This is a genomic window from Amycolatopsis sp. NPDC051716 (genome assembly GCF_040681595.1).
GTDB lineage: Bacteria > Actinomycetota > Actinomycetes > Mycobacteriales > Pseudonocardiaceae > Amycolatopsis.
The window spans coordinates 301,230-327,107 of record NZ_JBFAZA010000003.1 but is presented as its reverse complement, the minus strand read 5'-3'; the positions used below and the strand labels follow the sequence as shown (position 1 = coordinate 327,107).

Below are 25,878 nucleotides of genomic sequence, written 5' to 3'. Positions count from 1 at the left end.
GACCCCGCCCGTCAGGCCTGCGGCGCCGGGCGCCCGGCCGGGCCCTGGCGGTTGTAGTCGGCCACGAACGCGGCGCGCTGCTCCGCGGTCATCTGGTTGAGCAGCACGTTCGGCGACTGCACCTCGGGCATCCGGCGCAGGTGGTCGAGCGTCCACATCTTCTTCGGGTCCAGGTCCAGGTGCGGCTGGGCGACCATGGTCTTGCCGTCGTCGCGGACGAAGCCCATGTCGGAGACGACGTCGGCCCAGTTCCAGCCGTGGTAGAGCGTCTCCCACTCGCGGGCGCCGACCAGCTGGCCCATGTTCGGGGTGCTGCGGCCCTGGTAGGTGGGCCGGAACGCCTCGGCGTCGGTCCAGCGGCAAGTCTCCGAGCAGTACGTCCGGTGCTGGCCGTCGACCTCGTCGACCACCATGTCCTCGCGGATGAGACACGGCACCATGCACGTCCAGCAGCGGTGCGGGTACACGTAGCCAACGTCCTCGGCGACGATCGGGTGGTGCCCGTTCGGCGTCGCGAGGCGGTTGTAGTTCTCCCACCACTTGCCGTACTTGTCGTACCAGCCCGGGTACTTGTACTCGAACCATTCGAAGTCTTCGTCGGTCATCGGGTCGATGCGCCAGTAGTTGGCGAGCCACCCGGTGGCGAAGAACTGCGCGACTTCGTGGACGTAGCCCTTGTTCCAGATGCGGTTCCACGCCTCCTCGATGAGGTCGTGCGGGATCACCAGGCCGTACTTCTCGAGCGGGACGAGGTAGCTGCGGTAGTAGTCGTCGTAGATCCAGCGGCGCCACATTTCCGCGTAGCTCTCGCGGTCCTTGCGGCGGTCCTTGGTGCCGTATTCGATGAACGTACCGATCGCGGCGTCGACGACGGCGTGGTTGTTCCACCACGCGTACCGCAGGTCGCGTTCGAGCAGCTGGTGGTTGCTTTCGTCGGACAACGCCATCAGCAGCGTCGCGTAACCGTTGCTGATGTGGCGGGATTCGTCGGACTGGACCGAGTGGAACACCGTGGGCAGCAGGTAGTCGCCGTTCGCGGCGGCTTCGGCCGGCATGGCGACGAACAGCGTGTTCGTGAACGCCGTTTCGGCGACGATCGTGAGGTAGATGCTGGCCGCGGTGATGGCGTCACCGGTGATGAAGCCTTCGGCGAACTGGCGGCCGATGGTGCCGCAGTAGTCGTTCTGGAAGTTGCGCAGGCTCGAGTTGAAGCCCGCCGGGTCGATGTAGTTCTGCATGTACAGGCGCTTGAGGTTCTGCTGGATCGTCGAGTGCCGGACCTCGTCGATCATCTGGATCGCCTGGCCGTTGTGCAGTTCCGGGTTCGGGACCGTGCGGAACAGCAGCGGCATCGCCCGCGCCGCGGAGATCTCCGGCAGCGGGATGATCGACAGGAACAGCTTCTGCCACTCCAGCCAGCGTTCCTGGACCTGGCGGAACATGTTGCCGCGGATCGCGCCGTCCTCGGCGCCGTAGACCCGGTGGTCCTTTTCCTCCTGCATCGGGAAGTACGAGCGGAGGACCTGCTTCAGCGGGTCCTTCTTCTTGGCCTTCCGGAAGGTGTAGTCGGTGCCGTAGTGCGAAACCGGGGTGTGGTAGGCCGGTTCCCACGACAGTTCCTGGATCTTCTGGTGGGCTTTCGCCACACTCTGGCGACTCATGGATCACTCCTTATCTCCTGAGCTCGCCGCCCAGGGCGTCCTGCGCTCACCATTAGGCGGGCATCCGCGCCGGACGCGGGTCTCAATCTGAGACAGAACCGCTGCTCAGGACGGTTCGCCGGGGTCGAGCAGCCGGGCGCGCAGCCCGGCCAGCTCGTCGTGGATCCCGGCCTGCACGCGCGCGTCGCCCTCGACGGTGGGGACGATCCCGAACGCGCGCAGCAGCGCGGCGGCGGGCTCGCCGGGGTGGCCCGCCGCGCCGAGCTCCGGGTGCAGGCCCTGCTCGGCCAGGTGCGTGAAGACCAGGTTGACGATCGTCCAGGGGTTGTACGTCTCGGCGGCCATCTCTCCATCGCACCGCCGCCGCGCCACCGGGAGCGTCTCAATTTGAGACACCGGCCCGGCCCTCGCACGCCTAGGCTGGACGGGCGGCACAACGGGTGTGCCCGCACCCACGTGGGCCGCGGGGAAACTGGAGGTCACGTGGACGAGACGGCCTTGGTCGCCGACGACGTGCTCGCCCGCACCCGGGTGCGGTTCCTGACCGCCGAAGCGGTGCCCGCGGACACGGTCCGCCCGACGATCCTGGCCTCGTGGCGGCGGTCGCGGGAGTTCCAGGTCGAAGCCGACCGGATCGACCCGCTCTACCTCGGCGACCAGAACCTCGACATCCCGCTCATGCGCGGCGCCGAACCGGTGCTGCACAAGCTGGGTGAGCAGTTCGAGGGCCAGCCGATCAGCCTCATCCTCACCGACCCGGGCGGTGTCGTGCTCACCCAGCGGACCGGCGACGCCGACCTGGCCCGGCACCTCGAGCGCGTCGAGCTGGTACCCGGGTTCAGCTACGGCGAGCAGTCCGTCGGCACCAACGGCATCGGCACCGCGCTGGAGGACGGCCGCCCGACGACGGTGTTCGGGCACGAGCACTACGCCGAGCACCTGGAGAACCTGGCCTGCGCGGGGGTGCCGATCCACCACCCGATCTCGGGCAAGAAGGTCGGCGCCGTCGACCTCACCTGCTGGCACAAGGACGCGGGCGGCCTGCTCGTCGCGCTGGCCCGCTCGACGGCCGAGCAGATCCGCCAGGCCCTGCTGCGGCACAGCGACCTGCGGGAGATGATGCTCTTCCAGGCCTACCTGCAGACCTGCCGCCGGTGGACGGGCATCGTGCTGGCGTTCAACGAAGACATCGTGATGATGAACGACCGGGCCCGGCAGCTGCTGGACCCGGCCGACCAGTCGGTGCTGCTCGGCCACGCCACCGAAGCGCTGGCCGAGGGCCGCCGGACCCCGGCGACGCTGTCCCTGTCCAGCGGGCTGCGGGTGCGGGTGCTGTGCCGCCGGGTCGCGGGCCGGCGCGAATCCGAGACCGCGGGTGGCGTGCTGTCGGTGAAGCTGATCGAGGCCGAGGAGCCGTTGGCCGTCCCGACGCCGATGCTGCCGATGTACCTGCCGGGTGTCGTCGGCTCGGCGCCGCTGTGGCAGCGCTGCGGGCACGACCTCGACCGCGGCCACCAGCGCGGCGAGTGGGTCGCGCTCGAAGGCGAGCCCGGCACCGGCAAGCTGACCTTGACGAAGGGCCTGCACCAGCGCCACCACCCGGCGGCGCGGCTGCTGACCGTCGACGCGGCAGCGCCCGGCACGGACTGGGCCGCGCTGCCGCGCGAGCACGCCGAAGCCCCGATCCGCACGCTGGTGATCCGGCACGCCGACCGGCTGGCGGCGCCGGCGGCCACCGCGCTGGCCGCGGTCCTGCGGACCCTGCGCGAGGACGCGAGCGCGCCGTGGGTGGTGGTCACGCTCGTGCCGGAGGCCGAGACCGAACCGGCGCTGGCCGAGCTGCTGAAGTTCTTCCCCCGGACGGTGCGCGTGCCGCCGCTGCGCCACCACGTCGAAGACCTCGCCGAACTCGTCCCGCTGGTCTTGAGCAAGCTCGGCTACGGCGGCCGGCTGACGTGTTCGGCCGCGGCCCTGCACCTGCTGATGCGGGCGGAGTGGCCGGGCAACACCGGCCAGCTCCACCAGGTGCTGCGCAAGGTCGCCCAGCGCCGCCGCGCCGGCACCATCCGCCCCGGCGACCTCCCGGCGGAGTTCCACGCGGTGACCCGGCGGCCGCTGAACCGCTTCGAGTCGATCGAGCGCGACGCCATCGTGCGGTGCCTGGAGGACGCGGACGGCAACAAGGTCAGGGCGGCGAAGCTGCTGGGCATCTCCCGGGCGACGATCTACCGCAAGATCCACGAGTACGGCATCGTGCCGCCGGCCCGGTGAGCGGTGCTGTGGGTGAGAATCCGCACCACCGCTCACGAGTCCCTTCAGCGGGCCGCGAGCTCCGCCAGCTGGTAGGCCAGCTTCGCGCGCACCGGCGGGAGTGAGAAGGCCGCCTTCAGCACCGTGTTGCGCAGCAGCCGCGCCGGGCGGGGGCGCAGGGTGGCCATCCGCGTCATGCGGTCGGTGAACGCCACCACCTCCGTCGCCACCGGGCGTCGCGTGGTCTCGTAGCCGTCGAGGATCGTGGCCGGCTCGCCGGCGACGACCCGCGCCAGCAGGCGGCCCAGCGCGACCGCGTCCTGGATGCCGGTGTTCATGCCCTGGCCGCCTGCCGGGCTGTGCACGTGGGCCGCGTCGCCCGCCAGGAGGACCCGGCCGGCCCGGTAGTGCTCGGCCACGCGGTGGTGCACGCGGAACCGGGAGCTCCACAGCACCTCGGTGACGCGGGTGCGGCCGCCCTCCGGGCCACGCGCGTCCACAATGGACTGCACGTCGGCGATCCCCGGCCGCTCCGGGGCTTCGGCGACGGTCGCGACCACGCGGTAGCGGTCGGGGGCGCCGGGTAGCGGGGCGACCACCGTCACGCCCTCCGGCGACAGGTGCAGGCTGACTTCGTCCCGGGCCAGCGGCCAGTTCATCCGGACGTCGGCCAGCACGAAGGACTCGGCGTAGCTGGAGCCGGTGAACGCGATGCCCGCCTGCTCGCGCACGGTGCTGTGCATGCCGTCGGCGCCGATCACGTACCGCGCGCGGACCGTGCCCGGCGTGCCGTCGGCATCCGAGACCGTGACCGTGACGCCGGTGTCGTCCCCGGCGAGCGCGGTGACCCGGTACGGGCGGCGCACGTCACCACCGGCTTCGCGCAGCCGCGCCAGCAGCACGGCTTCGGTGCGCTCCTGCGGCACCATCAGCGTGTACGGGAAGGCGGTGGGCAGCCCGCCGAAGGGCACCGTGGCGAGCACCGAAGCGCCGTCGCGGACGGTGAACCTCGGGACCACGACGCCCTCCTCCTTCAGCCGCTCGGTGACGCCGAGTTCGGCCAGCACCTCCAGGGTTCTGGCGTGCACCACGCACGCCCTGGAGGTGTTCGCCCCTTCGGCCAGGCGGTCGAGCAGCACGAAGTCGACCCCGGCCTCGGCGAGGGTGATCGCGGCGGCCAGCCCGGCGGGGCCGGCGCCCACGACGAGCACGTCGGTCCTGGCCGGCAGGGAGGTGGTCATGGCGGGCTCCTCGGATCGGTTTGCCAACAACTGTTGACATCGACTGTAGGCCTGCCCCGCGTGGCATGTCAACAGATGTTGGCCTACACTTGTTGACATGGTTGACGAGCCTTCCCCCCGCCGGTCCGACGCGACCCGGGCGGCCATCCTCGAGGCCGCGCGCCGCCGGTTCGCCGCCGACGGCTTCCGGCGCGCGACGATCCGCGCGATCGCCGCGGACGCGGCCATCGACCCGTCGATGGTGATGCGCTACTACGGCAGCAAGGACGGCCTGTTCGCGGCGGCCGTGGACGTCGCGCTCGACCTGCCGGACCTGGGCGCGGCCGACCCGGACACGGTCGGCGAGCTGCTGGTCCGGCAGTTCCTCGCCCTGTGGGAGGGCCCACCGACCGGCGAGATCCTGCTGACGCTGCTGCGGTCGGCGGTCGCCGACGACGCCGTGATCGAAAAGATCCGGCAGGTGTTCGCCGGCCAGGTCACGCCGGCGGTGCTGCGGTTCGGCAGCCCGGCCGACGCCGCGCGGCGCGCCGGGCTGGTCGTGAGCCAGCTGCTCGGCCTGGCGCTGACACGGTACGTCCTGCGCCTGCCACCGGTGGTCGCGCTGACCCCGGCCGACGTCGTCGACGAGATCGCCCCGACCGTGCAGCGCTACCTGGCAGGCGGCTGAACCGGACGAGAGCCGCCCGGACCCGGGGTTCCCCGGCGGGCGGCTCTCCTTCCCCAGAACCGATCGCGTCGGTTACTTCGCCGGCGGGTTCACCGCCGCGGCGACGTCGGCGATCGTCTTCGCGTCGACCAGCCCGGTGTCCTCCAGGACCGTCATGTGGTCCAGGACGGTCTGGTTCGCCTGCGTGGCGTGCCGCCGGATGACGTCGTTCTGCGTGCCGGCGCGGACTTCGGCGATGGTCGCGAAGATCTTGCCGTGCGAGGCGCGGAGCAGGTTCGCGAACAGCTTGTCGAACTCCAGGCCCTGGGCGTCGGTCAGCTGGCGGACCCAGCCCTGCTGTTCGGCGGTGGCCTGGTCCGGCAGCGTCACGCCGAGGATCTTCGCGTCCTCGCGGACGAGCTGGTCGAGGTGCGAGTGCCCGTCCAGCAGGTGCAGCCCGGCGCGCTTCACCTGTTCGCTGCTGGCGTGGGTCTGCGCCAGGTCCCCCGCGGGAATCTCCCAGAGCCCGGCCTGGCGGACCTTGACCAGGAACGTCTTGTCGAGCTCGGTGACCGGCCCGGCGCCGGCCACGTCGTTCGTGGCCGCGGCCTGGGCGGCGGAGCCCATCTGCATGCCGGCCATGTCGTGCGCCGGGACCTGCGCCTGCGTCGAGCCGGGCGCGGTCTGGGCGCTGGCGTTCAGCACCATGACCGAGCCGACGCCGACCACGGCGAGCGTGGCCACGACGACCAGCGCGGTCCGGGCCTTGGCACGGCTGGTCATGCCACGGTGATCCGGCATGCTTCCTCCTTCTGACGGCAGTTCGGTACCGGGAACACGGACGCCGTCAGGCGGAGGTTCAGCGAAATCCTTATGAATGTCTTACGTGCCAACGGAATCAGTGAAGCGGGCAGCCCTCGGCCACGGAAAAATGAAGCAATGGCCGACCGGCCGGACACCGCCGGCGAGCGCCGGGGATGTCCATCTTGACCGATGCTCTTGCGATTGGCAAGTATTGCGCCATGCAACCCCTCGGAAACGCGGCCCCGGGCGCCGACCCGGACGTGGCCGCCCTCGACGGCCTCACCGTGGTCCTGGTCGGGATCGCCTGGGAATGCGCGCACGCGGCCCCGCCGGAGGTGTCGTTCCCGCAGTCGCGGCTGCTGCTGGTCCTCGACCGCCTCGGCCGGGTCCCGAGCTCGCAGCTGGCGGCGGCGATGGGCGTCAACGCGTCCTCGGTGACGCGGCTGGCCGACCGCCTGGAAGCCCTCGGTTACGTGGTGCGCGGCCGCAGCCCCGGCAACCGCAGCGTCGTCACGCTGGAGGTCACCGGGACCGGGCACGAGATCGTGGCGCGGATGCTCGAGCGGCGGCAGGCCGCGCTGGGGGCGCTGCTGGACAAGCTGCCGCCGTCGCAGCGGACGGCCGCGGCCGAGGCGGCCCGGCAGCTGGTGCACGCGGCCGCCACCATCCCGGCGCTCCCGGCCGCGCTGTGAGTGCCATCCTGGACGGCATGCCGACCCGGTGGACGTGCCCGCGCTGCGACCGCGAGTTCGCCCGCGCCGGGCAGGGGCACACGTGCGTCCCCGGTTGCACGGTCGAGGAGACCTTCGCCGGCAAGGCCCCGTGGCAGCGCGAGGTCTACGACGCCGTCCTCGAGCACCTGCGCACGCTCGGCGACGTCCACGAAGACGCCGTCAAGGTCGGGGTGTTCCTGAAGCGGGACCGGAAACTGGCGGAGCTGCGCCCGCGGTCGCGGGACGTGCTGGTGTACCTGTGGCTGCCGAGCCCGGTCGAAACGGCCCGCATCGCCCCGGCGAGCTGGGCGAGCGGGCCGCGTGTCGGGCACAAGCTCAGCCTGCGCGCGGTGTCCGATGTGGACGGCGAAGTCCGCGGCTGGCTGACCGCGGCCTTCGCCGTCTCCTGAGGTTCAGGAACCCGTGGGTCCCGTCCAGCCGTCGGGCACGTGGCCGATGCGGACCCGCTGCGGGTGGTCGCCGACCGGCACCGAAACGAGCTTCTGCCCGGTCGCGAAGTCGATCGCGGTGACCTGGTCGGCGCCGGCCTCGGAAATCACGCAGGCCTTGCCGTCGCCGCTCACCGTCGCCCAGTACGGCTTCACCGCCGGCACCAGCGTGCCCTGCTGCAGGGACGCGCGGTCGACGACCGTGGCGTAGTCGTCCATGGTCCCGGCGATGCAGAGCTTGGTGCCGGCCGGGTTCATCGACATGCCGTGGTGGCGCGAGTCGTTGACGAAGGTCTTGCGGTCGTCGCTGGTGGCCGGGTTCTTCGGCAGTTCCTTGACCCGCGTGATCTTGTCGGTGGCGACGTCGTACTCGGCGAAACCGTTGAAGAACGACACCTGGAAGTACAGCTTCGACTCGTCCGGGGTGAACGCGACCGGCCGCACGGCGTCCGAAAGGTCACTGCGGCCGAAGGCGTCCAGCCGCTGGCGCATGTCGATCACCTTGACCTGCCGGAACGTCGCCGCGTCGACGACCGTGATGTGCCGGTCCCCCTTGGTGAAGTCCCAGCCCGGGTCGTCGAGGTCGGTGTTGACGTCGCCGATCGACATGTTCCAGAGGTACCGGCCGCCGTCGGTGAAGACGTTCTCGTGCGGCTTGTCCCCGGTCGCGAACGAGCCCACCTGCTGACCGGTGACGATGTCCAGCACGTGCACGGTGTTCGACGTCGAGGCGGAGACGGCGACGCGGCGGCCGTCCGGCGAGACCGCCATGTGGTCGGAGCGGAAACCCGACACCGGGAAGCGCCAGTTGATCCGGCCGGTCGTCAGGTTGATCGAGACGACGTCGGCGAAACTCGGCCGGGACGCCACCACCGAACCGCCGTCCGGTGTCGTGTACATGTCGTCGACGAACTGGTCGTGCCCTTCGCCGGGCCCGTTGCGGATGCCGAGGAAGAAGGCCAGCTTGATCGGGTTGAGGTAGATCTCCGTCAGGCGCTGGTCCTTGTCCGGGATGATGTTCACCCGCGCGATGCGGGCGAACGAGCCGCGCGACTGGATGACGTCCGCCGTGCCTTCCCAGTTGTTGCCGACGAACATCACCTCCCGCAGGGCGGCCGCCGCGCCGGTCGCCGGCACCGCGGCGCCGGTCGCCAGGAGGGCGACCGACGCGGTGAGGCAGGCCAGGCGGGAGAGGTACGAGCGGTTCCGGCGGACCGGGGAATTGCGCACGGGAGACACCTTTCGGCACTGAAGAGGTGTGGTGACCTTCGGTCGATGGATTTCGCGAAGGAACGGGGTTACTGTCCGGTATTGTCACGATAACCGGCCACCGGAGCTGCTCCGGTAGGGCCGCTCGCCCAACATCGCGGACGCGGTGTTGTGGCCCTGCCACAACGGGAGGGTGCCGTGCCGGCCTCACCGCTGCTCCGGCAGGTGCTGGACGCGATGGCCGCCGACGACGCCGTGGTCGACGAGCTGGTGAAGGCCGCGCGAAGCGAGTCACCCGAGGTCGCACGGCTGCCGGAAGCCGAGAACCGGCGGCACGTCCGGTTCCTGCTGTCGGCCGCGCTGCGCGCGACGACGAACCCCGACACCGCGGACTACACCACCGCCGAGGCGCTGGGCGCCGACCGGGCCGCGCAGGGTGTCCCGCTCACCGACCTGCTGCGCGGGGTCCAGGCCGGTCGCACGCTCGCGGCCCGCTTCGCCGTCGAACGCGCGCGGGCGGCGGGCCTGCCCGACGACGTCATCCTCGAAACCATCCTGGACGCCGAGCGCTACACCGGTGCGCTGGAGCGACACATCGTCAAGGGCTACCACGCCGCCGAGCTCCAGCTGTCCCGGACGGTCCGCGACGCGCGGACGCAGCTGCTGCGCACCCTGCTGCTGGCCGGGCACCCGCCCACGCCGGAAGAGCTCCGGCAGGCGGGGCTGCGTCCCGGAGGCCGGTACTCCTGCGTGGTGTCCGACGTCAGCGACCCGGCGCGGGCGCGCACCCTCGAACAGGCGCTGCTGGAGTTCGGCGGGGTGTACGGGCTGGTCGAGGGCAGGCTGACCGGCCTGGCGGCCCGCCCGCCCGCCGGCGTCGCGCTCGCCGAGGGCGTCCTGGTGGTCGTCGCGCCCCCGGCCGCCCAGCCCGAACTGCGGGAGGTGCACCGCCTCTGTACCGCGGCGGCCCGGATCGCCGGCCCCGGCTACCACGACCTCACCGACCTGGCGGGCGAAATCGCGCTGACGGCCCAGCCACTGCTGGCGGACCTGCTCGCGGCCGGCGTGCTCGGCGCGCTCGACCCGGGCAACGCGTTCCACCGCGAGCTGGCCGCGACGGCACTGGCCTACCTCGACCACGGCCAGCGCCTGCGCACCACGGCCGAGGCGCTGCACCTGCACCCCAACACCGTCCGGTACCGCCTCGACCGGCTGGCCGAGCTCACCCCGCTGGCCTTGGCCGAAAACGGCGGCGGCCGCGTGCTCGACGCCGTCCGGTCGTGGTGGGCCCTGCACCACTGGCTCGACGGTCGATAGGGTCACCCGCATGGCTGAACTCCGCCGCATGCCGGCGACCACGTCGACCGGAGAATGCGTTTTCTGCGCGATCGGCTCCGGCCAGGCCCCGGCGGCCTTCGTGCACGAGGACGACGACTTCGTCGCGCTCGTCGACCTGCGCCCGGTGACGACCGGCCACCTGCTGGTCCTCCCCCGGGCCCACCACGCGGACCTGGCTTCGCTCCCGGCTTCCGCCGGCGCGCGGATGTTCACGATCGCCCAGGAGCTGGCGGCGGCGTTGCGGCGCACGGACCTGCGGTGCGAGGCGATCAACCTGTTCCTGGCCGACGGCAAGGCGGCGGGCCAGGAGATCCCCCACGTCCACCTGCACGTGATCCCCCGCTTCGCGGGCGACGGCTTCGTCATGAACGCCGACTGGCGGGTGCGGACGAAGGAGGAGCTGACGGAGGTCGCGGCGAAGGTCCGCGCGGCGCGTTAAGCCTTGGTTCAAGCCCTGTGCAGCTTGTCCGGGTGGTGCACGGCGGTCTTCCCGGACTTCTCGCTGCGGACGAGGTACTGCGGGTTGTCGGGTGACGCCTTCACGTCCCGCTTGCCGGCGTGGGTGTCCTCCGTGATCTTCTCTTCGACCGTGCCGATCGAACTCTGGTTGCCCGCGTCCCACCGGACGCGGTCGCCCTTCTTGAATTCCTTGGTCATGGTGCTGCGGGTACCCGTGCTCACCGCGCGTACCCGTTACGGATGGACGACTGGCTGACGACCGCGTAGTCCTTCAGCTCCAAAGCGTTCGCCGCTTCGCGGATCGGGCGGGACATCTGCTCCAGCACCCGGTTGCGGCCCGGCAGGTACGGCATCAGCTTGATCATCCGGGTGTTGAACCACGCGAACGCCCGGGACTGCGGGATGATCCCGCGCAACGCCGTCTTCGCCAGCGCCTGGTTCTTCTCGATGAACGGCCGCATCGTGGTTTCGTACCGGGACAGCGCCGTCGTGATGTCGTCCGAAGTGGCCAGTTCGCCCGCCAAGACGTACGCGCCCGCCAGCGCCAGGCTCGTGCCCTGCCCCGAGGCCGGTGACGCGCAGTAGCCCGCGTCGCCGAGCAGCGTCACCCGGCCCGCCGACAGCTTGTCCAGCACGATCTGGCACACCGGGTCGAAGTAGAAGTCGTCCGCTTCGCGCATCGCCTCCAGCAGCTTCGGGATTTCCCAGCCCAGGCCGGCGAACCGGTCCGCCACCAGGGCCTTCTGGCCGTCGACGTCGCGGCGGTCGTAGGTCAGCGGGGGTGCGGTGAACCAGAACGCCGCCTTCGCGTCGGCCGCCCGCGCCGTGCTGTAGACGTTGACCATCTTGCCCGGCGCCGCCGAGTGCAGCAGCTCCCAGCGGTCCAGCTCGAAGCTGTTGGGCACCGTCGAGATCGAGATGTAGGCGTCGAAGCGGCGCAGGTAGTCCTCTTCCGGGCCGAACGCCAGCGCGCGGACGCCGGAGTGCAGGCCGTCCGCGCCGACCACCAGGTCGAACCGGCGGGGCGCGCCGTGGGCGAACGTCACCTCCACGCCGTCAGAACGCTGGTCGAGCCCGGTGATCCAGTCGCCGAAGACGTACTCCGTGTGCGACCGCGTGGCGTCGTAGAGGATCCGGGCCAGGTCGCCGCGCAGGATCTCGGTGTCGTCGCCGTGGCGGAAGCCGAACGTGTCCGCGTCGAGGGTGGCCAGCTGCTTGCCGCGCTTGTTCACGAACGCCGCGCCCCGCATGTCGGTGCTCGCCGCGTGCACCTGCTCCAGCAGGCCCATCCGGCGGACGACGTCGACCGCGACACCGCGGATGTCGACCTTGTAGCCGCCTTCGCGCAGGCTCGGGGCGCGCTCGACGACGGTGACGTCGAAGCCGTGGCGGTGCAGCCAGAAGGCGAGGGCGGGGCCGGCGATGCTGGCGCCGGAGATCAGGATGTTCTTCGTCATGCCCCGAAGGATCGCCCGCGCCGCTGACCGTTCACGAACCGAGCGCGAACCGCCGCTGACCGGCCTCCTCGACCGCCTGCTCGGGCGGCAGTTCGCGGCCGCGGTCGAACGCCTCGGCGTAGGCCCCGGCGCCGAGGCGCGCCCGGACGCGGTCCGTCACCGACGCGACATCGGGATCGCCGCTGACCGGGGCACCGCGCAGGCCGACCGCCACCCCGAGCAGGAACGCGGCCCGCTCGTCCTCGTCGCGTCCGGCGAGGACGCCGGCGAGTCCTTCGATCGCCTGGGCCGCGCCGGGCAGGTTCGCGTGTTCCAGCGCGGTGGCCAGGGCTTCCTGGTGCAGCTCGGTCGCCTCCTCGAGGCGGCCTTCGGCGGCCGCCGTCCAGCCGAAGCCGGTGTGGACGCGGATCCGCGTCTCGCCGCCGGTCACCGGGTCGGCGGCCAGGGCGAGCGCCGAGGTGTACCAGCGCCGGGCCGTGGCCAGGTCGCCCGCTCGCCGGGCGAGCTCGCCCAGGCCGCCGCGGGCCCGGGCGAGGGTCACCGGAGTGCCCGCGGCGCGCGCTTGCTCGGCGGCGGCTTCGTAGTCGGCCTTCGCGGCTTCGGCGTCCCCTTGCCGCAGGACGCCGTCGGCGCGGCGGCACAGCAGGTCGGCGGCGTCTTCGGCCGCGCCGAGTTCGGCGGCCAGCCGGACGGACTCGTCCATCAGCTCGCGGAACCGCGCGTGGTCGCCGCGCCAGTCCGCGAACTCCGCGAGTTTCTCCAGCGCGCTCGCTTCGCCCCAGCGGTCGCCCAAGGTGCGGAAGGCGTCCAGTGCGGCCGAAAAGTGCGCTTCGGCTTCGGCGATCCGGCCGCGGTACTGCGCGCCGAGGCCGTCTCCGATCCGGGCGAACGCCCGGGACCAGGCGTCCGGGCCGATCAGCGCGGCCAGCCGTTCGCCGTCTTCGGCCTTGGTGCGCGGGGAAAACGCCCACAGCAGGAAGAGGTACGGGTACCGCAGCGGCCCGTCGAGCCGCCGCAGGATCGGCTCGATCTCGACGTCGGTGTCCGACGCCTGGATCACGCAGACGACGTACTCCTCGGCCAGTCCCGGCGGCGGTTCGGGACCGGCGGCGGCGAGCACGGTGTCCGCGATCGGCGTCCCCTCGCTCCGCCGGCCGCTCAGCCACCAGTACCAGGACAGCGCCGCGAGGAGCCGCAGCGCGGTCTCCGGCTCTTCGGTGGCGCTCCAGCGCAGGGCCGCGTGCAGGTCGGTGTGTTCGGCGGTCAGCTCGGCCAGGGCGTTCAGCTGGTCCGCACCACGCAGTTTCGGCTCGCGGGCCACCGCGAAGTCCAGGAAGTACCGCGCGTGCGCCGCGCGCCGGTCGTCGCCCTGCTCGGCGCAGAACGCGCGGATGGTCTCCAGCATCCGGTACCGGCCGCCACCGAACTCGACGAAGGACTTCTCGACCAGGCCGGTCAGCACCGTGTCGGCGTCGGGGACGTCGCACACGGCCTCGACCGCCCCCGGCCGGGCGCCGCCGGCGAACACCGCGAACCGGCCGGCCAGCAGCCGCTCTTCCGGTTCCAGCAGGTCCCAGCTCCATTCGACGACGCCGCGCAGGGTCCGGTGCCGCGGTTCGGCGGTCCGGTCGCCGCGCGACAGGAGCCGGAACCGGTCGCCGAGCCGGGCGGCGACGTCGTCCGCGGACAGCGACCGCAGCCGGGCGGCCGCGAGCTCGATGGCCAGTGGGAGGCCGTCGAGGGCGGCGCAGATGCGGGTGACCGCGCCCGGGTCGGGTGCCGCGCCGGGCGCGACGGCCGCGGCCCGGTCGGTGAACAGCCGGGCCGCGGCGCCGGCGGGCAGCGTGCCGACCGGCACCAGCGTCTCGCCGGTCAGGCCCAGTGCCTCCCGGCTGGTCGCCAGCACGCGCAGGCCGGGGCACTCGCCCAGCAGGCGCCGGGCCAGCCGCGCGGCCTCGGCGACGACGTGTTCGCAGTTGTCGAGGACCAGCAGCAGCGGCCGGTCGGCGAGCCCGGCCACCAGGCGGTCGGCCGGGTCCGCGGCCGCGCCGGGTGTCAGCACGCCCTGTTCACGCAGGCCCAGCGCGGCCAGGACGGTGCGCGGGACCTCGGTGGTCGTCGCGAGCTCGGCGAAACACACCTCGCCCGCCGCCCGGGCCGCGGCTTCGACGGCGAGCCGGGTCTTGCCCGCGCCGCCCGGTCCGGTGAGCGTGACGAGCCGGGCGTCGCGCAGGGCCGCGGTGAGCCGGTCGAGCTCGGCGCGGCCGACGAACCCGGTGAGCGGCACCGGCACCCGGCGGGCCGGGACGGGCGCGGCGGCCCGCAGGACCGCGGTGTGCGCGTCCGCGAGCTCGGCCGACGGGTCGGCGCCGAGTTCGTCGGCCAAGCGCTCCCGCATCTCCGCGAACACCGCCAGCGCTTCGGCGGACCGGCCGCTGCCGTGCAGCGCGCGCACGAGCTGGGCGGTGAGGCGTTCGCGCAGCGGGTGCTCGCCGGTCAGTTCCCGCAGCTCGGCGACGAGCCGGTCGTGGTGGCCGAGCGCCAGCCCGGCTTCGACGCGGTCCTCGGTCGCGGCCAGCCGCAGTTCCGCCAGGCGGGCCGCGCGCGGCGGGTCGGCGAGCCCGTCGAGCGCCGGGCCACGCCACAACGCGAGCGCTTCGGTGAACATCGACAGCTTCGTCGCGGGATCGGGGGTTTCCCGCGCTTGCGCGGTGAGCCGCTCGAACCGGTGGACATCGACGTCCTCGGGATCGACGGCCAGCCGGTACCCGGCGGGGGTGAATTCCACCAGGCCCTCGGGCGCGCCGCCGTCGCGCAGGCGGCGTCGCAGCCGCGAGACCTGGGACTGGAGGGCTTCGGCCGCGCCCTCGGGCGGGTGCTCTCCGTGCAGGCCGTCGATCAGCCGCTCGGCACTGATGACGCGCCCGGCGTCGAGGGCGAGGAGGGCGAGCAGCCCCCGCAGCTGGGGCCCGCCGAGGGCGACCGGGGTCCCATCGGGACGGTGGGCTTCGACCGGCCCGAGGATGGCGAACTGCACGCCGACGATTCTGGCCCAGTGCGAGGGTTCGGTGGCCGGCTTTCGGTGAATCGGACCGGCCGCGCCACAGGCACCCGCCGGCCGGCCCCCGGCGAACGGGACCGGCCAGACCGCAAGCACCCACAGGTCGGCTTCCGGTGAACCCGGACCGGCCAGACAGCCCCCAGCACCCGGCGACCGGTCTCAGGCGATCCAGACCGCCCAGACCCCAAGCACCCGCCGGCCAGCCCCCGGCGAACCGGACTGGCCAGACCGCCCCAGCACCCGCCGGCCGGTTTCTTGTGATCCGGACTGCCCAGGCCCCGAGCACCGGCCGGCCAGTCCCCGGCGAGCCAGACCGCCCAAGCCCCAAGCACCCGGCGACCGGGCTTCAGATGATCGAGACCGACCGGTCCCCCGCGTCGAGAAACCGCAGCAGCCGCTCGCCTTCCGCCTCGATCTCCGCCCGCTCCCCCGCCGTGAGCCGGTCCTGTGCGGTGACCTCCAGTCCGTCGGAGTGCAGTCGCCAGTCCGCGCGGTAAAAGCCGTCCACCAGCAGCGTTCCCCGGGAAGCGCCGTTGCCGGGCGGCAGCGGGACCCGCCGCTCGGGCGGGAGCACCCGGGCCCGGTCGGCGTGCGCGAGCAGGACGTTGTCGTACTCCGGCAGGAACCGCGCCGGCGCCGGGGTGTCCGGGTCCGGGAGCAGGCCGTCTTCGACGTCGTACAGCAGCTCGCCGGACTCCGCGCGCACCGTCCGCAGTCCCATCGGCTCCACGGCTTCCCGCAGCTTCGTCAGCCCCGACCACGCCTGGACGTCGGCGACCGACGCCGGCCCGAACGCGCGCAGGTAGCGCCGCACGACGTCCTCGATCGGCGGCTTTTCGGCCAGCGGACGGCCGAGCCAGCCGTCCAGGGTGGTGAGCGTGGCCGGGCCGGTCGAGCCCCAGACGCCGCGGGGCGGGAGCTGGGCCGTCGGGACGAAGCAGCCGACAGCGTACGAGAGCGCTTCGGCGTCGTGGTCCGGCCAGCGTTCGGCGAGGAGGTCCCGCAGCTGCCGCCGGGTGCGCGGCCGTTCCTCGAGCCACGCCCGCCCGGCGGCCACCACCGCGCCGAGGTCGGCGTCGCCGATCCGGCGGCCGAAGTGGCCCGTGCAGCCGCTCGCCACGACGCGCTGGACCAGCGGCCGCAGGATCCGCGCGTCCTCGGCGAGGACGAGGTGGACCGTCCCCCGCATCAGCGACGCGCGCACGGCCTCCCGCCCGGTGATCAATGCGGCCAGCTCGTCCGGCCGGAACGCCGAGGTCCGCGTCCACAACCCGACGTACGGTGCGAGCGGGGCCTGCGCCTGCATCCCGACGAGGTGCCCGAGCACCGCGGCGACCGGCTCGGCCGTCCGCTCGAGGAGGTGCTGCCGCGCGAGCAGCGCCCGGTTGAGCGCGCGGACGTTCACGGCCGCAGCCCGCGGAAGAACGCGCGGACGTCGGCGACGAGCAGCTCGGGCTCCTCCATCGCCGCGAAGTGGCCGCCGGAAGCGAAGTCCGACCAGTGCGCGATCTTCTCCTCGGGGTCCATGATCCGCCGGACCACCGGCGAGCTGTTGAACACCGCCCAGCCCGCCGGCACGTCCGACGGCGCCAGCCAGCCGTGCCCCGAGTGGGCCGCCTCGTACAGGAACCGGGCCGCGCTCGCGCCACTGCGGGTGAACCAGTAGAGACTGACGTTGGTCAGCAGCCGATCGCGGTCGATGCCGGTCCCGCCGGTCCACCCTTCGAACTTCTCCGCGATCCAAGCCAGCTGCCCGACCGGGGAATCGGTGAGCGCGGCCGCGATCGTCTCCGGCTTGTGCGACTGGAGGTCGAGGTAGCCGCGGCCCGCCTTCCACGCTTCGCGGGCGGCGTCCAATTCGGACTGTTCGGCCTCGGACAGGTGCTCCGGCAACGGCAGCTGCTCGCCGGCCAGCGCGATCGTGCCGCGATCGCTGTTGACGTGGGTGCCGATGACGCGGTCCGGGTACAGCGCGGCGAGCCGCCCGGTGACGCCCGCGCCGATGTCGCCGCCCTGCGCGGCGAACCGGTCGTAGCCGAGCCGGGTCATCAGCTCGGCGAACGCGTCGGTCGTGCGGGCCAGCTCCCAGCCGGGGCCGCTCACCGGCGTCGAGAACCCGAAGCCGGGCACCGACGGGACGACGACGTGGAAGGCGTCCGGGCCCGGCTCGGTCAGCGGGCCGATGACGTCGAGGAATTCGGCGATCGAGCTCGGGTAGCCGTGGGTGAGCAGCAGGGGCACCGCGTCGGCATGTGTCGAGCGGACGTGCAGGAAGTGGATGACCTGGCCGTCGATCTCGGTCTTGAACTGCGGAAACGCGTTGAACGCCGCTTCCTGGGCACGCCAGTCGAAGCCGTCGCGCCAGTACTCGGCCAGCTCCCGGACGACATCGGTGGGGATGCCGCGGGACCAGTCCGGCTCGTCGCCGGGCACGGGCTCGGCGAACCGGGCCGAAGCCAGCCGCCGGTGCAGGTCGTCCAGCTCGGCCTGCGGGATGTCGATGCGGAAGGGGCGGATCTCGTTCGTCATGAGAAGCACGCTAGGAGCCAATGCGGAAGACTTTCTTCCGCGATTCGTGCGATCCTCGACGAATGTTGCAGACCTCCGCCCGCCTCCTGCGGCTGCTGTCGCTGCTCGAAACGCGGCGCGACTGGACCGGCGCCGACCTGGCCGGCCGGCTCGGCGTCACCGCGCGCACCGTCCGCACCGACATCGGCAAGCTGCGCGAGCTCGGCTACCCCGTCGAGGCCGCCCCCGGCGTCCAGGGCGGCTACCGCCTCGGCGCGGGCGCCCAGCTGCCACCGCTGCTGCTGGACGACGACGAAGCGGTGGCCGTCGCGGTCGGGTTGCGGACCGCGACGGGCGTCGCCGGCATCGGCGAGACGTCGGTGCGCGCACTCGCCAAGCTGGAGCAGGTGCTGCCGTCGCGGCTGCGGCACCGGGTGCGGGCGCTGCAGGCCGCGACGGTCGCGGTGCCCGGCGCCGGCCCGGCCGTCGACGCCGACGTGCTCACCGCGATCGCGACGGCGATCCGGGCGAGCGAGCGGCTGCGCTTCGACTACACGAGCCACCAGCGCACGCCGAGCCGCCGCGACGTCGAACCGCACCGGCTGGTCACCTGGGGACGCCGCTGGTACCTGGTCGCCTGGGACACCGCCCGCGACGACTGGCGCACCTTCCGCGTCGACCGGATGACGCCGAGGGTGCCGACCGGCCCGCGCTTCGCCCCGCGGGAGCCGCCGGAGGGTGACGTCGCGCAGTTCGTCCAGCGCAGCGTGGGCACGGCGACCTGGCGCTTCCACGCCCGGGTGCGGCTGCACGCGCCGGTGGACTACGTCCTTGCGCGGCTGCCGATCGCGGTCGACCTGACGGCCGAGGGCCCGGACCGTTGCGTGGCCGAACTCGGGTCCGACCACGCGCAGATGCTCGGGCTCTACCTCGGCCTGCTCGACGTGGACTTCGAGGTGCTCGACGCGCCGGAGCTCGCCGAGGCGCTGGCGAAGACGGGCGAGCGGTTCCTGCGGGCCGCTAGCGCAGGGAGTCCGCCAGCTCCTGGATGATCACGAACTGTTCCCGCACGCCGACCTCCATACCGGACTGCAGGATCGTGTCCCGCAGTTCCTCGCTGCCGGTCTCGGTCAGCAGCTCCAGGCGCGTGCGGTCGCCGTCGAGCGCGGTGAAGGTGACCGTGATGAGCGGGCCGTCCACGGAGTCGAGGTCGACGCCGGGCTGCTCGAACACCTCGGTGTAGACGAGCCGCTCGTCCGGCACGATCTCGCGGTATTCGCCGTGGAAGCCGACCTCGGCGCCGTCGTTCGTCTTCAGCACGTACCGCCAGCGACCGCCGGGCCGCAGGTCCATCTCGACCTCGGTGGTGGTCCCGCGGTGGCCGCTCCACCAGCGGCTCACCAGCTCTCGCGTGGTCCACACGCGGTAGACCAGGTGTCTCGGCGCGTCGAACTCGCGCGTGATGAGGATCCGGTCGGCGGCGGGGGTGGTGATCTCCACGTCATTGCTCCTGTTCCTTGAGTTCTTCGAGGACGTCGTCCATCAGGTCGAACCGCTCCGCCCACGTCCGTTCGTAGCGCTTGACCCAGTCGTGGATGGGCTTGAGCGCGGCGCCGTTGAGCCGGTAGAGCCGCTGGCGGCCGTCGCCGCGCACGTCCACCGCACCCACCTCGCGCAGCACCCGCAGGTGCTTCGAGACCTGGGGCTGAGCCAGGCCCAGCAGGTCGACGAGGTCGCCGACCGACCGCTCGCCGTCCCTCAGGACGTCGAGGATCTGCCGCCGCCGGGGTTCGGCGACCGCGTTGAAGGTGTCCGCCGTCGTCGCTGCTCGTGCCACGCGGTCATCATATTCCCATATGGGTATGCGTCAAGCCCGCATCCTGGGCAAGCTGGGCGCGCGCCGATTCGTCTGCCACGATCGGGCGATGACCAGCCGGGCGAAGAGTCCACAGAGGACGGATGCGCGCGGCGCCCGGCGCAGCGCCAGTGCGAGCGCCGTGCTGCGGGCGGTGCTCGACGGAGGGCCGATCGCGCGCAGCACCATCGCGCGGCGGACGGGGCTGTCCGCGGCCGCGGTCACCGGGCACACCGCCGAGCTGGCCCGGCTCGGGCTGCTGCACGAACTCGTCGAGTCCGAACCCGAACCGCGTGGGCGCGTCGGACGGCCGCACGTGCCGGTCGACCTCGACACCGGGCGGCACGTCGCCGGCGCGCTGCACCTGGCCGTGCACCACGCCACCGTCGCCCTGCTCGACCTGCGCGGGAACGTGCTGGTCCAGCACGAAGAACCGCACGACGGCCTGGCCGCCGAAGACCTGCTCGCGCGCGCGGCCGAGATCTTCGACGACCTCCTGCTCGGGCACGCCCCGGACCGCGAGCCGCTCGGCCTCGGCGTCGCCACCGGCGGCTGGGTCGACCGCGCGTCCGGCACCGTCGTCGAGCACCCGCTGCTCGGCTGGCGGAACGTGCCGGTCCGCGACTTCCTCATGGGCAGCACCGGGCTGGCGGTGGAGGTCGACGGGCACGCGCGGGCGCTGGTGCACGCCGAACGGCTCTTCGGGCACCCGCGCGCCCGGGACAGCGTCGTGCAGCTGTTCACCGGCAACGTCGTCGACGCCGCGTTCGCCACCGGCGCCGGCGTGCACCACGGACCGCGATCGGCCGCGGGCGCCGTGGCGCACCTGCCGGTCGACGGCAGCACCGAGCCGTGCCGCTGCGGGCGCACCGGCTGCCTCGAAGCCGCCGTTTCGGAAGGAACGCTCGCTCGCACGGCCGTGGAATGCGGTTTGCTCGAGCGCCCGGACTTTCCGGAATTGCTCGCGCTCGCCGAATCCGGCCATTCCGCGGCGACGCGGTTGTTCCACGAACGCGCGCGGCTCGTCGGCCAGGCGGCGGCGCTCCTGCTCGAACTGCTCAACCCGGCCGTGCTCGTGGTGGTCGACCGCAGTGTAACCCGGGTACCCGGCTGCCTTTCCATCATCCGGGACGAGGTCCGCGACCGGTCGCGCTGTCCCGATCCGGCGGAAACCGTGGTGGGCACCAGCTTCCCGGGCACGGAGCTGGCGACGGCCGGGGGCGCGGTGCTCCTCGACGTGCTCTACGACGACCCGCTCGGTCCGCTGCTGACCGGGTTGCCGCGCGCCTCGTGAACCGGCGGAGTTATTTCACGAACTCGCAAAATTGACCGTCCGCTCGTCGGCTGCGAACAATTGCTCCATCCCCGCCGACTCCCGGAACGGACGAAACCACCGTGAAGAAAACCCTGCCCCTGTTCGCCGCCGCCGTGGTGCTGCTGGCCGGCTGCGCTTCGGCGACGGCCACCGGTGCACCCGGCCAACCCGAGAAGCTGGAACTGCGCTACCAGGGCAGCGCGAACTCGGTCACCCTGCCCGAACTCGCCGAGGACCTGGGCTACTTCGGCCCGGTCAAGCTGAAGTGGGTCGGCAACACGATCAGCGGCCCCCAGGACATCCAGTCGGCGGCCACCGACCAGACCGACTTCGGCGGCGCCTTCACCGGCGCGGTCGTCAAGCTCGTCGAAGCGGGCGCGCCGGTCAAGGCGGTCGTCAACTACTACGGCTCCGACGACCGGACCTTCATCGGCTTCTACACCAAAGAGGACAGTGCGATCCGGACCGCCCGCGACCTGATCGGCAAGAAGGTCGGCGTCAACACCGCCGGCGCGAACCTCGAGGCCGCGCTCGACACCTGGCTGAAGGGCCAAGGCCTCGCCGACGACGAGATCAAGCAGGTGCAGCTGGTCGTCATCCCGCCGGTGAACGCCGAACAGGCGCTGCGCAACGGGCAGCTCGACGTCGCCGCGCTGCAGGGGATCCTGCAGGACCACGCCCTCGCGGCCGGTGGCGTGCGGCCGCTGTTCACCGACGTCGGCGCGTTCGGGCCCTACAACGGCGGGCCGTACGTGCTGCGCACCGACTTCATCAAGAAGTACCCGGAGACCGCGAAGATCTTCGTCTCCGCCGTGGCCAAGGCGATCGAGTGGGAACGCACCACCCCGCGCGACGAAGTGATCGCGCGCTTCACGAAGATCATCAAAGCCCGCGGCCGCAACGAAAGCACCGACACCCTCAAGTACTGGAAGAGCGTCGGCATCACCCGCGGCGGCCTCATCTCCGATGCGGACTACAGCCGGTGGGAGCCGTGGCTGAAGCAGGAGGGCTACCTCAAGCACGACAAGATCGACACTTCGAAGCTCTACACCAACGAGTTCAACCCCTACCGCGACGGCGCCCCGGCGGTGGCCAAGTGATCGGCATCCGCTCGGTGACCAAGACCTTCGGCGAGCTGACCGCCCTCGACGACGTCTCCCTCGACATCGCCGACGGCACGTTCCTGTCCCTGGTCGGCCCCAGCGGCTCGGGCAAGTCGACGCTGCTCGACCTGCTGGGCGGCCTCACCACCCCGACGTCGGGCGAGGTGCTCATCGACGGCGAGCCGGTGCGCGGCCCGGGCCTCGACCGCGGGGTCGTCTTCCAGCAGTACGCGCTGTTCCCGTGGCGCACGGCCCGCGCCAACGTCGAATTCGGCCTCGAAGGCGGGTCGCTCGGGAAGCGGCAGCGGGCGGAGCGGGCGCGCGAATACCTCGCCCTGGTCGGGCTGTCCGGCTTCGAGGACCGTTACCCGCACGAGCTGTCCGGCGGGATGAAGCAGCGCGTCGCGATCGCCCGCAGCCTCGCCTACGACCCCGCCGTGCTGCTGATGGACGAACCGTTCGCCGCGCTCGACGCGCAGACCCGCGAGCAGCTGCAGGAGGAGCTGCTGCGGATCTGGCGCCGCACCGGCAAGACGATCGTCTTCATCACCCACGGCATCGACGAGGCCGTCTACCTGGGACAACAGGTCGCGGTGCTGACGTCGCGGCCCGGGCGGCTCAAGGCCGTCGTCGACGTCGACCTCGGCGACCGCACCGGGGACGTCCGCTCCGGCGCGGCGTTCGGGCGGCAGCGCCACCGGCTCTGGGAACTGCTGCACGACGAGGTCCGCAAGGCGGCCGAACACGAACGGAGCGCGGCCCGATGACCACCACCCTCGAGGCACCTGCCGTCCACATCGGACTCGCGACCTCGGCGAGGAAGCCACGGCGGTGGCGGAAGAGACTCACCCGAGCGGTCCACGCGTCCGCCGCGGTCGCGCTGTTCGTCGCGCTCTGGGAGCTGGTCCCCCGGTTCGTCCTCGACGAGAGCACCCGGACGTTCCTGCCGCCGCTGTCGGAGGACCTGCAGGCGCTGTGGGACCTCGCGCTCGACGGCGAACTCGCCGACCACCTGCTGGCCAGCATCGGGCGCTCCGCCGCCGGGTTCGCCGTCGCCGTCGCGGTGGCCGTGCCGCTCGGGCTGCTGATCGGCTGGTACCGGCCGGTGGCGCGGTTCCTGCAGCCGCTGCTGGAGCTCGCCCGCAACACCGCCGCGCTGGCGCTGCTGCCGGTGTTCACGCTGCTGCTGGGCATCGGGGAGCTGTCGAAGGTCACCCTCGTGGTGTACGCCTGTGTGTGGCCGGTGCTGCTCAACACGATCGCCGGGGTCAACACGGTCGACCCGCTGCTGGTCAAGGCGGCCCGTTCGCTGGGGCTGTCCAGTCCGCGGCTGTTCCGGAAGGTGATCCTGCCCTCGGCGGTGCCCACGGTGTTCACCGGCGTCCGGATGGCCGCGTCCTACTCGATCCTCGTGCTGGTGGCGGCGGAGATGGTCGGCGCCAAGGCCGGGCTCGGCTACCTCATCAACACGAGCCAGGTGAACTTCCAGATCCAGCAGATGTACGCCGGGATCATCGCGGTCTCGCTGCTCGGCGTGCTCGTCAACGCCGGTTTCGTCGCCCTCGAACGGCGGTTTTCCACCTGGCGCCCCAAGGAGAAGCCATGATGCACCTCAACGCGTTCGTGATGCCGAACGGCCACCACGAAGCCGCCTGGCGGCACCCCTCGACCGACCCGCACCGGGCGCGGACGCTGCAGCACTACGCGGACATCGCGCGGACCGCCGAGCGCGGCAAGCTCGACTCGATCTTCCTCGCCGACGGCGTCGCCCTGTGGGGCAACGTCAAGCACAACTCGCACAGCCACTTCGAACCGCTGACACTGCTTTCGGCGCTCGCCGCGGCCACGGTCCACATCGGACTGATCGCGACGGCGTCGACGACCTACAACGAGCCCTACCACCTGGCCCGGAAGTTCGCTTCGCTCGACCACCTCTCCGGCGGCCGCGCGGGCTGGAACATCGTCACGTCGGCGGGCATCGACGAGGCCCGGAACTTCAACCTGGCCAAGCGCCCGTCGCACGACGCGCGGTACGACCGGGCCGAGGAGTTCGTCGAGGTCGTCAAGAAGCTGTGGGACAGCTGGGACGACGACGCGGCGGTCGTCGACCGGGCGAGCGGCGTCTACGCCGACACCGACCGGATCCGCGCGATCGAGCACGACGGACCCCATTTCCAGGTCCGCGGGCCGCTCAACATCGAACGGCCGCCCCAGGGACACCCGCTGCTCGTGCAGGCCGGGTCGTCGGAGACCGGCAAGGAGTACGCGGCCCGGCACGCCGAAGCCGTGTTCACCGCGCAGCAGACCTACGCCGAAGGCAAGGCGTTCTACGACGACGTCAAGGGCCGGCTCGCCCGGTACGGCCGGACGCCGGGCGAAATCAAGATCCTGCCCGGGATTTCGCCGATCCTCGGCCGCACCGAAGCCGAGGCCCGGGCGCGGGAAGCCGAGCTGAACGCGCTGATCATCCCGGACTACGGGCTGCGTCAGCTGTCGAAGATGCTCGACCACGACGTCACCGGCTACCCGCTGGACGGCCCGCTGCCCGACGTCGGCAGCTTCACCGAGGGCGGCCAGAGCCGGTTCGACCTGGTCGTCGGCCTGGCCCGGCGCGAGGACCTGACCATCCGGCAGCTCCTCGAACGGCTGGCCGGCGGGCGCGGGCACCGCGTCTTCGCCGGTACCCCGGCGCAGGTCGCCGACGAGCTGGAGGCGTGGTTCCTCGGCGGCGCCGCCGACGGCTTCAACGTCATGCCGCCCACCCTGCCCGGCGGGCTCGACGACTTCGTCGACCTCGTCGTCCCGGAACTGCAGCGGCGCGGGCTCTTCCGGACCGAGTACTCCGGCACCACCCTGCGCGAGCACTACGGCCTCGCGCGTCCCGCCACCCGCAACCGAGTGAAGGAGCCCGCATGACCACCATCGGCACCGACGTCCGCAAGCTGACCGGGAGGATCGGCGCCGAGATCGTCGGCTTCGACCCGGCCGGCGACCTCGACGACACGCAGGTCGCGTTCCTGACCGACGCCCTCCACGAGCACAAGGCGCTGGTGTTCTCGGGCGCCCGGCTCGACGACGAGGCCCAGCAGCGGTTCGCCGCGCGCTTCGGCGAGCTCACGAAGGCCCACCCGACGGTGCCCGCCGTCGAGGGCGCGCCGACGATCCTGCCCGTCGACAGCGAGCGGGGCCGGGCCAACCACTGGCACACCGACGTCACCTTCGTGCTCAACCCGCCGAGGGCCAGCACGCTGCGCAGCCTGGTGGTGCCGCCCTACGGCGGGGAGACGCTGATCGCGAACGCCGCCGCGGCGTACCGGGACCTGCCGGAGCCGCTGCGGGCGTTCGCCGACACGCTGCGGGCGGTGCACACCAACGACTACGACTACGTCCAGCCGCCGGAGACGGTGGACGAGCAGGAGCGGGCGCGGCGGGAGCAGTTCGTCTCGCGGAAGTACCGGACCGTCCACCCGGTGGTGCGGGTGCACCCGGTGACCGGCGAGCGCGGCCTGTTCATCGGCGGGTTCGCCCAGCGCATCGAGGGCCTGTCGGTGACCGAGTCACGGGACCTGCTGCGGCTGCTGCAGTCCTACGTCACGCGGCCGGAGAACGTCGTGCGCGTGGCGTGGGAGCCGGACCAGCTGGTCCTGTTCGACAACCGGATCACCCAGCACTACGCAATCGACAACTACGACGGCCTGCCCCGGCGGCTGAACCGGGTCACGGTGGCCGGGGACGTGCCGGTGGGCGTCGACGGGCGGCCGAGCGAGTCGCTCGAAGGCGACGCGTCGCACTACACGCCGGTGGCGTGA

General features: G+C 72.3%; 25 protein-coding genes. 13 read left to right on the top strand and 12 right to left on the bottom strand.

The features are described from left to right. Positions 1-11: 11 nt before the first annotated feature. Both AB0M30_RS05825 and AB0M30_RS05820 read right to left on the bottom strand, forming a co-directional pair. Positions 12-1,661: a methane monooxygenase gene (locus AB0M30_RS05825; RefSeq protein ID WP_360185760.1), complete on the bottom strand. Its 1,650-nt coding sequence runs from the start codon at positions 1,659-1,661 to the stop codon at positions 12-14. A 105-nt stretch (positions 1,662-1,766) separates the two neighbouring features. Next, positions 1,767-2,006: a hypothetical protein gene (locus AB0M30_RS05820; RefSeq protein WP_364580363.1), complete on the bottom strand. Its 240-nt coding sequence runs from the start codon at positions 2,004-2,006 to the stop codon at positions 1,767-1,769. Positions 2,007-2,144: 138 nt separating this feature from the next. Here AB0M30_RS05820 and AB0M30_RS05815 point away from each other — a divergent pair, with 138 nt between their 5' ends. After that, positions 2,145-3,932 (top strand): helix-turn-helix domain-containing protein, encoded by a 1,788-nt coding sequence (locus AB0M30_RS05815; RefSeq protein ID WP_364580360.1) that lies wholly within the window; start codon positions 2,145-2,147, stop codon positions 3,930-3,932. 44 nt (positions 3,933-3,976) lie between these two features. Here AB0M30_RS05815 and AB0M30_RS05810 read toward each other — a convergent pair whose 3' ends face one another. Further along, positions 3,977-5,152: an FAD-dependent monooxygenase gene (locus AB0M30_RS05810; RefSeq protein ID WP_364580357.1), complete on the bottom strand. Its 1,176-nt coding sequence runs from the start codon at positions 5,150-5,152 to the stop codon at positions 3,977-3,979. 97 nt (positions 5,153-5,249) lie between these two features. Here AB0M30_RS05810 and AB0M30_RS05805 point away from each other — a divergent pair, with 97 nt between their 5' ends. Next, positions 5,250-5,819, top strand: a complete 570-nt coding sequence (locus tag AB0M30_RS05805) for a TetR family transcriptional regulator (RefSeq protein WP_364580354.1) — start codon at positions 5,250-5,252, stop codon at positions 5,817-5,819. A 72-nt stretch (positions 5,820-5,891) separates the two neighbouring features. On the opposite strand, the gene AB0M30_RS05800 is transcribed toward AB0M30_RS05805, so the two are convergent. Beyond that, a complete protein-coding gene (locus AB0M30_RS05800) occupies positions 5,892-6,599 on the bottom strand; it encodes a DUF4142 domain-containing protein (protein WP_364580352.1) in 708 nt (235 codons plus the stop codon). Between the two features lie 221 nt (positions 6,600-6,820). On the opposite strand from AB0M30_RS05800, the gene AB0M30_RS05795 reads away from it, so the two are divergent. Together AB0M30_RS05795 and AB0M30_RS05790 are read left to right on the top strand one after the other, a co-directional pair. Then, positions 6,821-7,294, top strand: coding sequence for a MarR family transcriptional regulator (locus tag AB0M30_RS05795; protein WP_364580349.1), 474 nt, complete (start codon positions 6,821-6,823; stop codon positions 7,292-7,294). Between the two features lie 17 nt (positions 7,295-7,311). Next, the gene (locus AB0M30_RS05790; protein ID WP_364580346.1) at positions 7,312-7,725 is read left to right on the top strand and encodes a DUF5655 domain-containing protein; all 414 of its coding nucleotides are present in this window, start codon (positions 7,312-7,314) and stop codon (positions 7,723-7,725) included. A 3-nt stretch (positions 7,726-7,728) separates the two neighbouring features. Here the strand turns inward: AB0M30_RS05790 and AB0M30_RS05785 are convergent, their stop codons facing one another. Continuing rightward, positions 7,729-8,994, bottom strand: a complete 1,266-nt coding sequence (locus AB0M30_RS05785; protein WP_364580343.1) for a YncE family protein — start codon at positions 8,992-8,994, stop codon at positions 7,729-7,731. 177 nt (positions 8,995-9,171) lie between these two features. On the opposite strand from AB0M30_RS05785, the gene AB0M30_RS05780 reads away from it, so the two are divergent. Together AB0M30_RS05780 and AB0M30_RS05775 are read left to right on the top strand one after the other, a co-directional pair. Further along, entirely contained in the window at positions 9,172-10,290 is a 1,119-nt protein-coding gene (locus AB0M30_RS05780; protein WP_364580340.1) for a helix-turn-helix domain-containing protein, read from the top strand. A 10-nt stretch (positions 10,291-10,300) separates the two neighbouring features. Beyond that, positions 10,301-10,750 carry an HIT family protein gene (locus AB0M30_RS05775; RefSeq protein WP_364580337.1) on the top strand — a complete coding sequence of 150 codons (450 nt, stop codon included), beginning with the start codon at positions 10,301-10,303 and terminating at the stop codon, positions 10,748-10,750. Between the two features lie 8 nt (positions 10,751-10,758). Here the strand turns inward: AB0M30_RS05775 and AB0M30_RS05770 are convergent, their stop codons facing one another. The 5 genes from AB0M30_RS05770 to AB0M30_RS05750 all read right to left on the bottom strand — a co-directional run bounded on the left by AB0M30_RS05770 (position 10,759) and on the right by AB0M30_RS05750 (position 17,817). After that, positions 10,759-10,968, bottom strand: coding sequence for a DUF2945 domain-containing protein (locus AB0M30_RS05770; RefSeq protein ID WP_364580334.1), 210 nt, complete (start codon positions 10,966-10,968; stop codon positions 10,759-10,761). A gap of 20 nt (positions 10,969-10,988) precedes the next feature. Further along, on the bottom strand, positions 10,989-12,227 hold the full coding sequence (locus tag AB0M30_RS05765) for an FAD-dependent monooxygenase (protein WP_364580331.1): 1,239 nt from the start codon (positions 12,225-12,227) through the stop codon (positions 10,989-10,991). 31 nt (positions 12,228-12,258) lie between these two features. After that, the gene (locus AB0M30_RS05760) at positions 12,259-15,264 is read right to left on the bottom strand and encodes a BTAD domain-containing putative transcriptional regulator (protein ID WP_364580328.1); all 3,006 of its coding nucleotides are present in this window, start codon (positions 15,262-15,264) and stop codon (positions 12,259-12,261) included. 370 nt (positions 15,265-15,634) lie between these two features. Next, positions 15,635-16,693, bottom strand: coding sequence for a winged helix DNA-binding domain-containing protein (locus AB0M30_RS05755; RefSeq protein WP_364580326.1), 1,059 nt, complete (start codon positions 16,691-16,693; stop codon positions 15,635-15,637). Beyond that, positions 16,690-17,817 carry an epoxide hydrolase family protein gene (locus tag AB0M30_RS05750; RefSeq protein WP_364580323.1) on the bottom strand — a complete coding sequence of 376 codons (1,128 nt, stop codon included), beginning with the start codon at positions 17,815-17,817 and terminating at the stop codon, positions 16,690-16,692. Before AB0M30_RS05750 ends, AB0M30_RS05755 begins: the two co-directional genes overlap by 4 nt. Before the next feature lie 62 nt (positions 17,818-17,879). On the opposite strand from AB0M30_RS05750, the gene AB0M30_RS05745 reads away from it, so the two are divergent. Further along, positions 17,880-18,848 (top strand): YafY family protein, encoded by a 969-nt coding sequence (locus AB0M30_RS05745; RefSeq protein WP_364580320.1) that lies wholly within the window; start codon positions 17,880-17,882, stop codon positions 18,846-18,848. On the opposite strand, the gene AB0M30_RS05740 is transcribed toward AB0M30_RS05745, so the two are convergent. Next, on the bottom strand, positions 18,817-19,296 hold the full coding sequence (locus AB0M30_RS05740) for an SRPBCC family protein (RefSeq protein ID WP_364580317.1): 480 nt from the start codon (positions 19,294-19,296) through the stop codon (positions 18,817-18,819). The two genes, AB0M30_RS05745 and AB0M30_RS05740, sit on opposite strands and share 32 nt — an antisense overlap. Position 19,297: 1 nt before the next feature. After that, on the bottom strand, positions 19,298-19,633 hold the full coding sequence (locus tag AB0M30_RS05735) for a metalloregulator ArsR/SmtB family transcription factor (protein WP_103339421.1): 336 nt from the start codon (positions 19,631-19,633) through the stop codon (positions 19,298-19,300). Between the two features lie 88 nt (positions 19,634-19,721). On the opposite strand from AB0M30_RS05735, the gene AB0M30_RS05730 reads away from it, so the two are divergent. The 6 genes from AB0M30_RS05730 (at position 19,722) to AB0M30_RS05705 (ending at position 25,878) form a co-directional block, all read left to right on the top strand. Further along, positions 19,722-20,945: an ROK family transcriptional regulator gene (locus AB0M30_RS05730; protein ID WP_364580505.1), complete on the top strand. Its 1,224-nt coding sequence runs from the start codon at positions 19,722-19,724 to the stop codon at positions 20,943-20,945. Between the two features lie 101 nt (positions 20,946-21,046). Further along, on the top strand, positions 21,047-22,066 hold the full coding sequence (locus AB0M30_RS05725; protein WP_364580314.1) for an ABC transporter substrate-binding protein: 1,020 nt from the start codon (positions 21,047-21,049) through the stop codon (positions 22,064-22,066). Then, complete coding sequence (locus AB0M30_RS05720; protein WP_103339004.1) at positions 22,063-22,836, top strand: ABC transporter ATP-binding protein; 774 nt, start codon at positions 22,063-22,065, stop codon at positions 22,834-22,836. The genes AB0M30_RS05725 and AB0M30_RS05720 overlap by 4 nt, the downstream gene beginning before the upstream one ends. Beyond that, a complete protein-coding gene (locus AB0M30_RS05715; RefSeq protein ID WP_364580312.1) occupies positions 22,833-23,675 on the top strand; it encodes an ABC transporter permease in 843 nt (280 codons plus the stop codon). Before AB0M30_RS05720 ends, AB0M30_RS05715 begins: the two co-directional genes overlap by 4 nt. After that, entirely contained in the window at positions 23,672-24,985 is a 1,314-nt protein-coding gene (locus AB0M30_RS05710) for an LLM class flavin-dependent oxidoreductase (RefSeq protein ID WP_364580309.1), read from the top strand. The genes AB0M30_RS05715 and AB0M30_RS05710 overlap by 4 nt, the downstream gene beginning before the upstream one ends. Continuing rightward, positions 24,982-25,878, top strand: coding sequence for a TauD/TfdA family dioxygenase (locus AB0M30_RS05705; RefSeq protein ID WP_364580306.1), 897 nt, complete (start codon positions 24,982-24,984; stop codon positions 25,876-25,878). The genes AB0M30_RS05710 and AB0M30_RS05705 overlap by 4 nt, the downstream gene beginning before the upstream one ends.

Excerpts from the sequence above, each read along its gene's own strand:
- AB0M30_RS05710 (WP_364580309.1), top strand. The coding sequence starts at position 23,672 with ATGATGCACCTCAACGCGTTCGTGATGCCGAACGGCCACCACGAAGCC.
- AB0M30_RS05805 (WP_364580354.1), top strand. The coding sequence starts at position 5,250 with ATGGTTGACGAGCCTTCCCCCCGCCGGTCCGACGCGACCCGGGCGGCC.
- AB0M30_RS05795 (WP_364580349.1), top strand. The coding sequence starts at position 6,821 with ATGCAACCCCTCGGAAACGCGGCCCCGGGCGCCGACCCGGACGTGGCC.
- AB0M30_RS05820 (WP_364580363.1), bottom strand. The coding sequence starts at position 2,006 with ATGGCCGCCGAGACGTACAACCCCTGGACGATCGTCAACCTGGTCTTC.
- AB0M30_RS05730 (WP_364580505.1), top strand. The coding sequence starts at position 19,722 with ATGACCAGCCGGGCGAAGAGTCCACAGAGGACGGATGCGCGCGGCGCC.
- AB0M30_RS05745 (WP_364580320.1), top strand. The coding sequence starts at position 17,880 with ATGTTGCAGACCTCCGCCCGCCTCCTGCGGCTGCTGTCGCTGCTCGAA.
- AB0M30_RS05750 (WP_364580323.1), bottom strand. The coding sequence starts at position 17,817 with ATGACGAACGAGATCCGCCCCTTCCGCATCGACATCCCGCAGGCCGAG.
- AB0M30_RS05810 (WP_364580357.1), bottom strand. The coding sequence starts at position 5,152 with ATGACCACCTCCCTGCCGGCCAGGACCGACGTGCTCGTCGTGGGCGCC.
- AB0M30_RS05705 (WP_364580306.1), top strand. The coding sequence starts at position 24,982 with ATGACCACCATCGGCACCGACGTCCGCAAGCTGACCGGGAGGATCGGC.
- AB0M30_RS05765 (WP_364580331.1), bottom strand. The coding sequence starts at position 12,227 with ATGACGAAGAACATCCTGATCTCCGGCGCCAGCATCGCCGGCCCCGCC.
- AB0M30_RS05775 (WP_364580337.1), top strand. The coding sequence starts at position 10,301 with ATGGCTGAACTCCGCCGCATGCCGGCGACCACGTCGACCGGAGAATGC.
- AB0M30_RS05825 (WP_360185760.1), bottom strand. The coding sequence starts at position 1,661 with ATGAGTCGCCAGAGTGTGGCGAAAGCCCACCAGAAGATCCAGGAACTG.
- AB0M30_RS05715 (WP_364580312.1), top strand. The coding sequence starts at position 22,833 with ATGACCACCACCCTCGAGGCACCTGCCGTCCACATCGGACTCGCGACC.
- AB0M30_RS05790 (WP_364580346.1), top strand. The coding sequence starts at position 7,312 with ATGCCGACCCGGTGGACGTGCCCGCGCTGCGACCGCGAGTTCGCCCGC.
- AB0M30_RS05770 (WP_364580334.1), bottom strand. The coding sequence starts at position 10,968 with ATGACCAAGGAATTCAAGAAGGGCGACCGCGTCCGGTGGGACGCGGGC.
- AB0M30_RS05800 (WP_364580352.1), bottom strand. The coding sequence starts at position 6,599 with ATGCCGGATCACCGTGGCATGACCAGCCGTGCCAAGGCCCGGACCGCG.